Genomic DNA, 12602 nt, shown 5'->3' with positions numbered 1-12602 from the left:
CTAATCCCCACCGAAGTGGTTCATCGTTCGACTTGCATGTGTTAAGCACGCCGCCAGCGTTCGTCCTGAGCCAGGATCAAACTCTCCGTGAATGTCTACCCGACTGTGCTTAATTAAAAGCGCGGGTGCACACATCACGAGAGCGGAACCACCGGAGGAATAGTCCGATGGTTCACAGCGTCCTCGCTGTGTTTTATTTCAAAGGAACCTCGTCCCAGCAGATGCTGGAGACGGGGTATCAACATATCTGGCGTTGATTTTTGGCACGCTGTTGAGTTCTCAAGGAACGGACGCTTCCTTTGTACTCACCCTCTCGGGCTTTCCTCCGGGCTTTTCCCTTCGGTCTTGCTGTCTTGCGTTTCCGACTCTATCAGACCGTTTCCGGTTCCGATTTCCTCGGTGCTTTCCAGGTTTCCGCTTTCGCGTTTCCCTTTCCGGCGACTCCGACTTTATCAGAAGTTTTTGGCCTGACTGACCGGCCGTTCATTTCCGAATCATCGGGTGGGCTCACTCGGGAATTCAGCTTCACGAGAGGCCGATAGATTTTCACCGCGCCCTGGGGTATGTCCACCTCTAGGCAACTGTTCTAATCTACCTCCCCACACGGACCGTGTCAACGGCTCTTGCGGGAACGAAGAGGAGACTAACAGTCCGGCCGGGGTGAACGCACATCAGGCTGCCGTGGGCACCGTGGCACTGCGTTCGTGCTCCTCCACATCGCCCGTGTCACCGGCGCGGACGGCACGTCCGCCCAGGACATAGACGTAGGCGAGGAAGGCGAGTTCGGCGAGGACGCCAATGCTGATGCGGGCCCAGGTGGGCAGGCCGGACGGGGTGACGAAGCCTTCGATGGCGCCGGAGACGAAGAGGACCAGCGCCAGGCCCAGCGCCATGCCCAGGGCGGCACGGCCCTCCTCGGCCAGGGCCACGCGCCGGGTGCGGGGGCCCGGGTCGATGACGGTCCAGCCGAGGCGCAGGCCGGTGCCGGCGGCCACGAAGACGGCGGTCAGTTCCAGAAGGCCGTGCGGCAGGATCAGGCCGAGGAAGACGTCCAGACGGCCCGCCGAGGCCATCAGGCCGATGCCCACACCCAGGTTCAGCATGTTCAGGAGCAGTATCCAGAGGACCGGCAGGCCCAGGAAGATGCCCAGGACCAGGCACATCGCGGCGGCCTGGGCGTTGTTCGTCCAGACCTGGGCCGCGAAGGACGCGGCGGGATGGCTGGAGTAGTACGTCTCGTACTGGCCGCCGGGGCGGGTCATCTCGCGCAGGGCGTCGGGGGCCGCGAGGGAGGCCTGGACCTCCGGGTGGGTGCCGATCCACCAGCCGAGGAGCGCGGCGACGAGTGTGGAGAGCAGGGCGGTGGGGACCCACCAGTGCCGGGAGCGGTAGACCGCGGCGGGGAAGTTGTGGGTCAGGAAGCGGGTGACGTCGCGCCAGGAGGCCCGTCGGTTTCCCGTCACCGCACTCCGCGCGCGTGCCACCAGTCGGCTGAGGCGTCCGGTCAGCTGGGGGTCGGGAGCGCTCGACCGGATCAGCGAGAGGTGGGTGGCCGTGCGCTGGTAGAGGGTGACGAGTTCGTCGACCTCGGCACCGTTGAGCCGGCGCTGGCGGCGGAGCAGGGCGTCGAGGCGGTCCCACTCGGCACGATGGGCGGACACGAAGACATCGAGGTCCATCGGGTGTGCTGCTCCTCGTCCCTCTGCAACACCGCGGGTCGGCTTGTCCTACTGGTCTCACTGGTCGTACTGCGGCGCGATCTGTCCTCAGCTTGGCAGACTGGCCACTCTCGGGGCAGGTCAGGGCAGGAAACCGGAAGGACTACGGGTGTGAGTGAGCTGGTGACGGGCGAGGCGGTGGCTCTGGAGCTGCGTCCCGCGAAGCTGCCGAGCCGGGCGCTGGCCGTGCTGCTCGACCTGGTCGTGGCCGTGGTCGTGTATCTGGCGGTGGTTCTGGTCCTGGTGCTGTCGACGGCCGGCCTCGACGAGGCCGCGCAGATGGCGATATCCATCGCGAGCTTCCTGCTCGTCCTGGTGGGCGGACCGATCGCGGTGGAGACACTGAGCCACGGGCGTTCCCTGGGGAAGCTGGCGTGCGGACTACGGGTGGTGCGGGACGACGGGGGACCGATCCGGTTCCGGCACGCGCTCGTGCGCGGTGCGGTCGGGGTGGTCGAGATTTTGATGACGTTCGGCGTGGTCGCGTGCATCGCCTCGCTCGTCTCCGCACGAGGTCGGCGGCTGGGTGACGTGTTCGCGGGGACGCTGGTGGTGCGGGAGCGCGTACCGACGGGGCAGACGGCGTTCGTGCCTCCGCCGCCGCCCTGGCTCGTGGGACGGTTCTCCGAACTCGACCTGTCCGCCGTTCCCGACGGGCTGTGGCTGGCCGTCCGCCAGTACCTGACGCGGATGCGGCAGCTGGACCCGCACGTCGGCGCGGCGATGGCGGAACGTCTCGCCACGGACCTCGCGGCGCGTACGGGGACCCCGGCGCCGTACGGAGTGCCGCCGGGCGCGTACCTGGCGGCCGTGGTCCACGAGCGGCAGGCGCGGGAGGCCCGGCAGGCGTTCGCGGGCAGGGCCGGAGCGGCGGGCGTACCGGGTGCGCCGGCCGGTGGGCCCAGCTGGGGTGGTTCGGGGACTCCCCCGGTGGCTCCGGCGTACACGCCGCCCGGGGGGTACGTGAGCCCCGGCGCGACGGCCTTTGCGGCGCCGGCGGCCCTTCAGCCACACCCGTCGGACCCGCCCCACCACAGGCCGCAGACGCCCGGGACACCGCAGTCACCTCAGACGCCTCAGACGCCTCAGACGCCTCAGACGCCTCCTGCCGAGCGTCCCGCCACCGGGTTCGCGCCGCCCGCGTGAGTTCCTCGCCCGACCGCCGTTCCGCTGTCGGACGCGGGGCGATCTCAGTCGAACGTCGACGGCGGTGTCTCCAGGTGTTCCAGCTCGATCCCGGGGGCCGCGAGGACGACGTCGCCGGCTAGGTGAACGGTGTGCTGCTCGCCCGTGTCCAGGGCTGTGACCTGGTAGGTGTCCACGGTCAGGGGTCCGTTGTCAGTGGGGTGTGCTTCTCTTTCGATCAGCGCCCAGGACTGGTCCAGGGTGCGGGGGGCCAGGACCGGGTCGGTGAAGGCGACGAGGCGTACGCGTGTCGCGGGCGCCGAGGGGGTGAGGCGCAGGAGGCGGGCGGTGGCGATCAGGAAGGCGGGGGAGGTTCCGGTGAAGGCGTGGGCGCGGACGTTGCCTTCGGCGGCCTCGGTGCCGGTGGGATCGGTACGGACCCAGGTGACGCCGTCGAGGGCGGCGCCGCGGACCTGCCAGCTCGCGGCGTGGAGTTCGAGGCGGATGGGGCGGCCGAGTTCGTCGAGGGCGAGGTCGACGGAACCGGCGTGCTCACCGGACGGGGTGGTCCGCTGGGAGACATAGCGCCAGCCGGACGGGCCGGGCGCGCAGTGGAAGTGTTCTTCGGCGAGGGGGGTGTGGTCGTGCGGGTCGTGAAGCGAATACCGGCCGCGGGGCATGGGGGTCCTGGGTCTTGACGGGTCGGCCCGGTCCGGTGCGGACCACGGGGCGAACGGGCAGGCCCCCGGCACGGGGGTGCGGGGGCCTGCCTGGGAGCTGCTGCCGGGACGGGTACGTCCATGTGCGTCTGCGCGGACGCACCCGTCGTCGGGCGGATCAGTAGCGGTAGTGGTCCGCCTTGTACGGGCCCTCGACGTTCACGCCGATGTACGAGGCCTGTTCGGGGCGGAGCGTGGTGAGCTTCACGCCGAGCGCGGCGAGGTGCAGCCGGGCGACCTTCTCGTCGAGGTGCTTGGGCAGCGTGTAGACCCCGATGGGGTACTCGGACTGCTTGGTGAACAGCTCGATCTGGGCCAGGGTCTGGTCCGCGAAGGAGTTGGACATCACGAACGACGGGTGGCCGGTGGCGTTGCCCAGGTTCAGCAGGCGGCCCTCGGACAGGACGATGAGGACCTTGCCGTCGGGGAAGGTCCACGTGTGGACCTGGGGCTTGACCTCGTCCTTGACGATGCCCGGGATCCTGGCGAGGCCTGCCATGTCGATCTCGTTGTCGAAGTGGCCGATGTTCCCCACGATGGCCTGGTGCTTCATCCGGGCCATGTCCGAGGCCAGGATGATGTCCTTGTTGCCGGTCGTGGTGATGAAGATGTCGGCCGTCTCGACGACCTCGTCGAGGGTCGTGACCTGGTAGCCGTCCATCGCCGCCTGCAGCGCGCAGATCGGGTCGATCTCGGTGACGATGACGCGGGCGCCCTGCCCGCGCAGCGACTCCGCGCACCCCTTGCCCACGTCGCCGTAGCCGAACACGACGGCCGTCTTGCCGCCGATGAGGACGTCGGTGGCGCGGTTGATGCCGTCGATCAGGGAGTGGCGGCAGCCGTACTTGTTGTCGAACTTCGACTTCGTCACGGCGTCGTTCACGTTGATCGCCGGGAAGAGCAGCTGGCCGTCACGCTGCATCTCGTACAGGCGGTGGACGCCGGTCGTGGTCTCCTCGGTCACGCCGCGGATCTCCGAGGCGAGCTGGGTCCACTTCTGGGAGCCCTCGGTGATGGTGCGGTTCAGGAGTTCGAGGATGACGCGGTGCTCGTCGTTCTCGGCGGTGTCGACGGCGGGAACCTTGCCGTCCTTCTCGTACTCGACGCCCTTGTGGACGAGGAGGGTGGCGTCACCGCCGTCGTCGAGGATCATGTTGGGGCCGCCGGTGGGGCTGTCCGGCCAGGTCAGCGCCTGCTCGGTGCACCACCAGTACTCCTCCAGCGTCTCGCCCTTCCAGGCGAAGACCGGGACGCCCTGGGGGTTGTCCACGGTGCCGTTCGGGCCGACCGCGATCGCGGCGGCGGCGTGGTCCTGGGTGGAGAAGATGTTGCAGGAGGCCCAGCGGACCCGGGCGCCGAGGGCGACCAGGGTCTCGATGAGCACGGCGGTCTGCACGGTCATGTGCAGGGAGCCGGTGACGCGGGCACCGGCGAGAGGCTGCGCCTCGGCGTACTCCTTGCGGATCGCCATCAGGCCGGGCATCTCGTGCTCGGCGAGGGTGATCTCCTTGCGGCCGAACGCGGCCAGGGAGAGATCGGCGACCTTGAAGTCCTGCCGGTTGTCGACAGTCGTCATGGAGAGCTGCTCCTCGGTTTCGGGTCGAGGGTGGTCAGGGCTGGTCTGCGCGGCGGCGGACACAGGGGTGCCCCGAAGAGGACACAGGGATGCCCGCGTGCGCGCAGCGCAGTCCGTCGGAGGCCCTCTCTCCCTCGGCCGGTCCTCGGTGGGACCGCCCGACCGCCATCAGCAGCGACGTCTGGCTCCGTCCCAAGCTACACCGGTCGGCCCTGTCGGCCCCAGTCCGCCTGGGTACGGATTGAGCCGAAGCCGGGGCCGGTACCGGCGGCGTGCGAGGTCGAGGCGCTCTCCCGGGAACCCCGGGTGGGACGGAAACGGTGGGGGCCGGGGACCGCGAAGGGCCCGTCGCGTGTGCGCGACGGGCCCTTCGGGCGTCGGTGTCTGCCGGGTGTGGGCGGTGGGTCAGTGGTCGGCGGTGGGGGCCGGGCCCCCGGGGGCGGCCTCGGGGTCGGCGCCCTTGGTGGCCTCGGCCTCGCTGTAGATGTCGGGCTCGAGGTAGATGACGCGGGCGATCGGGACGGCCTCACGGATGCGGGCCTCGGCGGCGTCGATGGCGTGGGCGACCTCGGTGGCCGTCTCGTCGTGCCGGACGGCGATCTTGGCGGCGACCAGCAGTTCCTCGGGACCGAGGTGCAGCGTGCGCATGTGGATGATGGCGGGGACCGTGTCGCCGTCGACGATCGCGGCCTCGATCTTCCTGACCTCCTCGACACCGGCGGCTTCGCCGAGGAGCAGCGACTTGGTCTCGGCGGCGAGGATGATCGCGATCAGGATGAGCAGGACGCCGATGCAGAGGGTGCCGATGCCGTCCCAGACGCCGTCGCCGGTGAGCAGGGCGAGGCCGACGCCGCCGAGCGCGAGGATCAGGCCGACGAGGGCGCCGAGGTCCTCCAGCAGGACGACGGGCAGCTCGGGGGCCTTGGCGTGGCGGACGAACTCGGTCCAGGATTTGTCGCCGCGCACACCGTTGGATTCCTTGATCGCGGTCCGGAAGGAGAAGGACTCGGCGATGATCGCGAAGACGAGGACGCCGACCGGCCAGTACCAGTGCTCGATCTCGTGCGGGTGCTTGATCTTCTCGTAGCCCTCGTAGATGGCGAACATGCCACCGACGGAGAAGAGGACGATGGAGACGAGGAAGGCGTAGATGTAGCGTTCGCGGCCGTAGCCGAAGGGGTGTTGCGGGGTCGCCTCGCGCTGGGCCTTCTTACCGCCGAGGAGGAGGAGGCCCTGGTTGCCGGAGTCGGCCAGGGAGTGCACCGACTCCGCGAGCATCGATGACGAGCCGCTGAAGACGAACGCCACGAACTTCGCTACCGCGATCGCGAGGTTGGCGGCGAGTGCCGCCACGATCGCCTTGGTGCCGCCTGACGCGCTCATGTGTCCGAGGTGTCCCTTCGCCTAAGCGTGTGTCCGTGCGTGGGCCTGGGTACCCACGCTTCCGTCCGTCACCGGCCGGGCTTTGCCCGCCTTTTGCAGGGGGCATTGTTGCAGCCCGGCCCGGCCTCGGCGCGCCGGGCCGGGGATCGGGACCGTTTCGGTCCCTCGGCGCGCCGGTCGGTGGCTCTCCGGCGTCGAGGGTTCCGCTCAGGCGATGACGGTGGCGCGGAACAGGGTGCCCGGTCCGGACACCTCCGCCTTCTCGTCCGCCGGTACGAAGACGGACTCGCCGGGGGTGAGCGTGTGTTCGCCCGCGCGGACCGAGCCGGCCGTGCAGAGGAGGATCTGCGGGGTGGCGCGGGTGAGGTCGTGCGGGGCGGTGGCCTCGGGCAGGACGTAGCGGGAGAGGCGGAACTCGTCGATGGGGGTCTCGTAGAGCTCCTCGCCGTCGGGGGACGCCTCGGGGCGCAGGACGCCGGGGTCGGTCGCCTCGAAGCGGACGACGCGCAGGAGTTCGGGGACGTCGACGTGCTTGGGGGTCAGGCCGCAGCGCAGGACGTTGTCGGAGTTGGCCATGATCTCGACGCCGAGGCCATGGAGGTAGGCGTGCGGGATGCCGGCGCCGAGGAACAGGGCCTCACCGGGCTGCAGGGTCACGTGGTTGAGGAGCATGGCGGCGATGACGCCGGGGTCGCCCGGGTAGTGGTGGGCGATGTCGGCGTACGGGGCCCAGGCGCCGCCGAGGCGGGCACAGGCGGCCGCGGCCTCGGTCACCGTGTGGGCCGTCTCCTCGGGGTCGGCGCCCAGGATCGCGGTCAACACCTCGCGCAGCGCGGCTTCTTCGGGCTGGGCGTGCAGGAGGTCGACGTACAGCTTGAGGGAGTCGACGTCGAGACCGGCGAGCAGGTCGGCGGCCCGCAGCGGGTCGCGGAAGCCGCAGAGGCCGTCGAACTCCGTGAGGGCGCAGATGAGTTCCGGCTTGTGGTTGGCGTCCTTGTAGTTGCGGTGGCCGGCGTCGATCGGGATGCCGCGCCGCTCCTCGTCCTCGTAGCCCTCGCGGGCCTGTGCGAGGTCGGGGTGGACCTGGAGGGAGAGGGGGGCGCCGGCGGCGAGGAGTTTGAGGAGGAACGGGAGGCGGGGGCCGAACCTGGCGACCGTCCGCGCTCCCAGCTCGCGTTCCGGGGCCTCGTCGATCACCTCGGTGAGGGGTCCGCGCCCGGTGCGGGAAGGGGCGCCGGGGTGGGCTCCCATCCACATCTCCGCCTGCGGCTCGCCGGTGGGCGCCACGCCGAGGAGTTGCGGGATGGCCGTGATCGAACCCCAGGCATAGGGGCGGACGGTGTTGTCGAGGCGGTCCATGGTGTGCGTTTCTCCGTACGTGGGGAGCCTGCGAGGGCCCGGCCGGGGCCGGGCTGCGGTAAGGATCAGGCTCCGGAGGCGAGCGACAGGTAAACGGCGGCGAAATCCGTGATGGCGATCATCTCCGCGAGGGTCTCCAGGTCGTTGCCCTCCTCCGGTACCAGCTCGCTGATCGCGGTGTCGTGGCCGAGGGCCAGCTCGCGGGCGGCCGGAACGGCGCTCAGCCCACCGGCCGGACGGTCGCGGAGCAGCACCGCGCGCGCGTGCAGGACGGGTGCGTCCTCGACGCGGTCGCGGAAGAAGTCGTCGGGGTCGGCGTTCGCGGCGAGCGGGCCCGTGAGCAGCACCGTGTGGGCGGCGAGGGCCTCCGGGAGCTGGGCGGCGAGGGCCGGGCGGCCCGCCAGATCGGCGAGCGCGGAGGCGAAACGGCGGCCCACGGGACCCGCCGTCTGGCCCTCGGTCCAGATCAGCGGGAGCGAGTCGGCCAGTTCGGCGGCGAGCGTCTTGGCCGGGTTGCCGTAGGTGGCGATGGCCGGGCCGCAGCGCTCGGCGACCTGGTCGAGGCGGTCGGCGACCTTCTGCAGGGCGTCGGGCGGGGCGGTGACGACGCCGGTGCGGTCCAGCAGCGCGAGCATCGGCGTGAGCAGGGCCCACAGGACGCCGGGGGCGGCGGCGCCGAGCGGCACCTCCTGCTCGTACGGGGAGGTGGCCATCGGTACGAAGAGGCCGTGGGCGCGTTCCACCGCCTCGGCGACGGGGGTGCGGGCCGGGGCCACGGCGACGACCGTGCTGCCTCGGCGGTACGCCTGGTCGACGAGGAGGGAGAGGCCGGGCTCGCTGCCGTCCGCCGTCGCGACCAGGAGGAGGTCGACGGGGCCGGCCCAGCCGGGCAGCTCCCAGCGGAGGGCGCCCGCGGCGGGGGCCACGCCGGTGGGATGGAGACGGGTGAGAGGACAGTTGGCCCCCGCGAGGGCGCCGAGCAGGTCGGCGACGCCCGCGGACGCCATGCCGGGGCCCGCGATGAGGAGGGCGCGCGGGCGCCCGTCCGGTTTCAGGTTCGGGATGCCGGCCTCGATGCCGAGCCGGATGGCCGTACGGACCCGGGCGCCTGCCTCGGCGGCGCCGCGCAGCAGGTCCCGGCGGTCGGCCTCCGACAGGGCGTCGGGGGTGTCCAGCAACGATTCGTCCAGCATGGGCGGCAGCCTCCGATTCGCCGGGTGCCCCGGTGCGCCTGTTCGCCTGTTCGCCTGTTCGCCGGGTTCACCGGCTCGTGCGGATCATGCCTCACGCGCGAGTGCGATCGCGCGGGTCACGCGGGGCGGCGGGCCTCGTCGACGAGGAGCACGGGGATGCCGTCCCGAATCGGGTAGGCGAGGCCGCAGTCCTGGCTCGTGCAGGTCAGCTCGGTGTCCTCCTCCGTGAGGGGGGCGTGGCACGCCGGGCAGGCGAGGATCTCCAGGAGGCCGGCTTCGAGCGGCATGTCGGGTCCCTTCGGGGGCGGAATTCGTGCGATGTGCGGCCTGGTCAGGGTACCGCCGTGCGGGGGTCGGCGCCGGGGTTGGGGGCGGGTGCCGTTTTCGCCCCCGCCGCCCCCGCCCTTCCCATCCTTGCGGGGCTGCACCCCTTCCACCCCCAGACGTCCGCCCGGCGGGGGCCGGTCGCGCGGTTCCCCGCGCCCCTGAGAAGCAGGGGCTGCGCCCCGTGCTTCTCCCGGGGTCACGCCCTGATGATCGCCAGGACCTCGTCCCTCAGCTTCGCCATCGTCGGCTCGTCCCTCGCCTCCGCGTTCAGCCTCAGCAGCGGTTCCGTGTTGGAGGGGCGGACGTTGAACCACCAGTCGGCGGCCGAGACGGTGAGGCCGTCGAGGTCGTCCAGGGTGACGTCCTCCCGGTCCCCGTAGGCGGAGCGCACCGCGGCCAGGCGGTCCGCCTGGTCGGCGACCGTGGAGTTGATCTCGCCCGAGCCGGCGTAGCGGTCGTACTGGGCGACGAGGGCGGAGAGCGGGCCGTCCTGGCCGCCGAGGGCGGCGAGGACGTGGAGGGCGGCCAGCATGCCGGTGTCGGCGTTCCAGAAGTCGGCGAAGTAGTAGTGGGCGGAGTGCTCGCCGCCGAAGATCGCGCCGGTTCTGGCCATCTCGGCCTTGATGAACGAGTGGCCGACGCGGGTGCGCACCGGCGTGCCGCCGTTCTCCCGTACCACCTCGGGGACGGACCAGGAGGTAATCAGGTTGTGGATGACCGTGCCCTTGCCGCCGTGCCGGGCGAGTTCACGGGCGGCGACCAGGGCGGTGATCGCGGAGGGCGGGACGGGGTTGCCCCGCTCGTCGACGACGAAGCAGCGGTCGGCGTCGCCGTCGAAGGCGATGCCGAGGTCGGCGCCCTCCTCGCGGACCCGCTTCTGGAGATCGACGAGGTTCGCCGGGTCGAGGGGGTTGGCCTCGTGGTTCGGGAAGGTGCCGTCCAGCTCGAAGTACAGCGGGACGAGGTCGAGGGGCAGGCCGGCGAAGACCGTGGGGACGGTGTGGCCGCCCATGCCGTTGCCCGCGTCGACGACGACCTTCAGCGGGCGGACGGAGGTCAGGTCGACGAGGCCGAGCAGATGCGCCGCGTAGTCCTCCAGCGTGTCCCGCCCGGTGATCGTGCCCGGCGTGGCGGCCGGTGCCGGTGCTCCCGACTCGCTCCAGTTCTCCGCCAGTTCACGAATCTCGGTGAGGCCGGTGTCCTGGCCGACGGGGGCGGCGCCCGCGCGGCACATCTTGATGCCGTTGTACTGGGCGGGGTTGTGGGAGGCCGTGAACATCGCGCCGGGCAGGTTCAGCGCGCCGGACGCGTAGTACAGCTGGTCGGTCGAGCAGAGGCCGATCTCGGTCACGTCCACGCCGAGCGCCGCCGCCCCGCGCGCGAAGGCACGCGAGAGGCCGGGCGAGGAGGGGCGCATGTCGTGGCCGGTCACGATGGCGTCCGCGCCGGTCACCCGCGCGAAGGCCGCCCCGAAGAGTTCGGCCAGGGTCTCGTCCCACTGGTCCGGGACCACCCCGCGCACGTCGTACGCCTTCACGATCGTCGACAGATCAACAGCCACGGGCACACCCTCCAGAAGTCCTCACCGGCCACCCAAACTACCCGGCGGCGCCGGCGGTGGGCCGTGTGACCTCCTGGAACGCCCGGCCTCGCGGGCCCCTCGCGGGTGGGCCGGACCGGACGCGAGGACGGTGACCACGCGACGAGTCGCTACGGGGACGGCAACGGCCTTGCTCAGGGCGCCGGTTGCCGGAGAAGCAGGGCGCCGGTCGCCGGAGAGGGGAAAGGGGTGCTCAGTTGTCGGGAGAGCGCAGTACGCGGAGGTGGCCGCGGCGGGCGACCTCCATGGGGTCCGCCGTGCGGGGACCGCCGCCGGCCTCCGCGGCGCGCTGCTGCGGGCGGGCCGCCTCGCGCACGGCGTTGGCGAGCGCTTCCAGGTCGTCACCGCTGGGGCGCGCGGGCGCCGAGGCGTCCAGCAGCCGTACGACCTCCCAGCCGCGCGGCGCGGTGAGGCGCTCGGAGTGCTCGGCGCACAGGTCGTAGCAGTGGGGTTCGGCGTAGGTGGCGAGAGGGCCGAGGACCGCGGTCGAGTCGGCGTAGACGTACGTCAGCGTCGCGACGGCGGGGCGGCCGCAAGCGGTGCGCGAACAGCGACGTACAGGGCTCACGATGTTGGACGGTACCGCACTCTTGAGCGGGCCGCGACGACTCTCCACCAGGTCACTCCACCGTGTCGCGCTGTGAAACGCCCCACATACCCCTCCGAACCCGGTGCGTTGACCTGCGAGTAACCCCTCGTCCGGGATGTCGAACGGCACGGAAGCCGGTCAAGTAAGCGAATAAACCATGCCAATTGGTGCGAGTTCATCGGTCTCGTAGAGATACGGAATCGAGCCCAACCTTGGCTGGAATGGTCAACCTCTGGCACGGCCGACAACCCTCCAAAGACGGTCGCGCGGCGAGCCGGTCGGACGCACCGGGCAGCCGTGCCAGGTCGGCGGCGCCGGGTCGCCTGGGGGCGCCGGGGGCGTGGAGCCGGGCGGGCGGGCCCCTCGGGGATTACGCTTCACAGGTGATGGACGACCTCGTACCGCCCCGCGCCGCCGCCGCACCCGGGCCCCGCCGCCGAGACCGGCACGGCAGGGGGATGCGCGGGCCGATCGCGCCGCCCCAGGTGCCGCTCGCGGCGAGTCGCGCGGAGGTGTTCGCGGATCTGGTGCAGGACTCCGTGGAGCGGCTGGAGCGGCGGCTGCCGCAGCTGGCCGACATCGACTTCCTCGTGCTGGAGGTGCCCCGGCTCGACGGGCCCGGGGACGGGGCCTGGAACGACGAGGCCGTGCCGCTCGGGGGGACCGTCGCGGCGCGGGAGGGGCGGCCGGCCCGGGTCGTGATCTACCGGCGGCCGGTGGAGATCCGGACGAAGGGGCGCGACGAGCGGGCCGCGCTGGTGCACGAGGTCGTGGTGGAGCAGGTGGCGGAGCTGCTGGGGCTCAATCCAGAGACTGTGGATCCTCGGTACGGGGAGGACTGAGGTGGCGGGGGGCGGCTGGGGGTTTCGCCCCCGCCGCCCCTCCTGGTCACCCAGCGCGCCCACCGCGGTGACCTCGCCCTCCATGCCGAGGGCGTCGACGCCGACCGCTGGCTGGACATCTCCCGTCCCATCCTTGAGGGGCTGCGCCCTTTCGACCCCCGGACGGTCCGC

The 12602-nt window shown here is 71.4% G+C and carries 11 protein-coding genes, 1 rRNA gene and 1 pseudogene; 3 read left to right on the top strand and 10 right to left on the bottom strand.

Annotated elements, in window-relative coordinates; genetic code table 11:
* Positions 1-92, bottom strand: a 16S ribosomal RNA gene (locus tag ACFU5F_RS15010); the annotation flags it as partial.
* 579 nt (positions 93-671) lie between these two features.
* Complete coding sequence (locus ACFU5F_RS15005) at positions 672-1679, bottom strand: stage II sporulation protein M (RefSeq protein ID WP_383886896.1); 1008 nt, start codon at positions 1677-1679, stop codon at positions 672-674.
* A 150-nt stretch (positions 1680-1829) separates the two neighbouring features.
* Between ACFU5F_RS15005 and ACFU5F_RS15000 the strand changes: the two genes are divergently transcribed.
* Positions 1830-2864 carry an RDD family protein gene (locus ACFU5F_RS15000; protein ID WP_383886894.1) on the top strand — a complete coding sequence of 345 codons (1035 nt, stop codon included), beginning with the start codon at positions 1830-1832 and terminating at the stop codon, positions 2862-2864.
* Positions 2865-2908: 44 nt separating this feature from the next.
* Here ACFU5F_RS15000 and ACFU5F_RS14995 read toward each other — a convergent pair whose 3' ends face one another.
* The 8 genes from ACFU5F_RS14995 to ACFU5F_RS14960 form a co-directional block, all read right to left on the bottom strand.
* The gene (locus tag ACFU5F_RS14995; RefSeq protein WP_383886892.1) at positions 2909-3523 is read right to left on the bottom strand and encodes a hypothetical protein; all 615 of its coding nucleotides are present in this window, start codon (positions 3521-3523) and stop codon (positions 2909-2911) included.
* A 157-nt stretch (positions 3524-3680) separates the two neighbouring features.
* Positions 3681-5138 (bottom strand): adenosylhomocysteinase, encoded by a 1458-nt coding sequence (ahcY, locus tag ACFU5F_RS14990; RefSeq protein ID WP_383886890.1) that lies wholly within the window; start codon positions 5136-5138, stop codon positions 3681-3683.
* Between the two features lie 405 nt (positions 5139-5543).
* A complete protein-coding gene (locus ACFU5F_RS14985) occupies positions 5544-6521 on the bottom strand; it encodes a cation diffusion facilitator family transporter (protein ID WP_383886888.1) in 978 nt (325 codons plus the stop codon).
* A gap of 207 nt (positions 6522-6728) precedes the next feature.
* On the bottom strand, positions 6729-7880 hold the full coding sequence (gene manA / locus ACFU5F_RS14980; RefSeq protein WP_383886886.1) for a mannose-6-phosphate isomerase, class I: 1152 nt from the start codon (positions 7878-7880) through the stop codon (positions 6729-6731).
* A 65-nt stretch (positions 7881-7945) separates the two neighbouring features.
* Complete coding sequence (locus tag ACFU5F_RS14975; RefSeq protein ID WP_383886884.1) at positions 7946-9073, bottom strand: SIS domain-containing protein; 1128 nt, start codon at positions 9071-9073, stop codon at positions 7946-7948.
* Positions 9074-9189: 116 nt separating this feature from the next.
* A complete protein-coding gene (locus tag ACFU5F_RS14970) occupies positions 9190-9360 on the bottom strand; it encodes a Trm112 family protein (protein WP_005485663.1) in 171 nt (56 codons plus the stop codon).
* Positions 9361-9596: 236 nt separating this feature from the next.
* Positions 9597-10961, bottom strand: a complete 1365-nt coding sequence (locus ACFU5F_RS14965; RefSeq protein WP_383886882.1) for a phosphomannomutase/phosphoglucomutase — start codon at positions 10959-10961, stop codon at positions 9597-9599.
* A gap of 232 nt (positions 10962-11193) precedes the next feature.
* The gene (locus ACFU5F_RS14960; protein WP_059079841.1) at positions 11194-11616 is read right to left on the bottom strand and encodes a DUF3499 domain-containing protein; all 423 of its coding nucleotides are present in this window, start codon (positions 11614-11616) and stop codon (positions 11194-11196) included.
* Between the two features lie 359 nt (positions 11617-11975).
* On the opposite strand from ACFU5F_RS14960, the gene ACFU5F_RS14955 reads away from it, so the two are divergent.
* Positions 11976-12431, top strand: a complete 456-nt coding sequence (locus ACFU5F_RS14955) for a metallopeptidase family protein (RefSeq protein WP_383886913.1) — start codon at positions 11976-11978, stop codon at positions 12429-12431.
* Between the two features lie 39 nt (positions 12432-12470).
* Positions 12471-12557 (top strand): annotated as a pseudogene (locus ACFU5F_RS14950) (wyosine base formation domain-containing protein); the annotation flags it as partial.
* Positions 12558-12602 lie beyond the last annotated feature (45 nt).

The sequence above is a fragment of the Streptomyces sp. NPDC057438 genome, assembly GCF_042802995.1.
Taxonomy (GTDB): Bacteria; Actinomycetota; Actinomycetes; order Streptomycetales; family Streptomycetaceae; genus Streptomyces.
The sequence above is the reverse complement of the archived record's forward strand: the minus strand, read 5'-3'. Positions and strand labels throughout refer to the sequence as shown.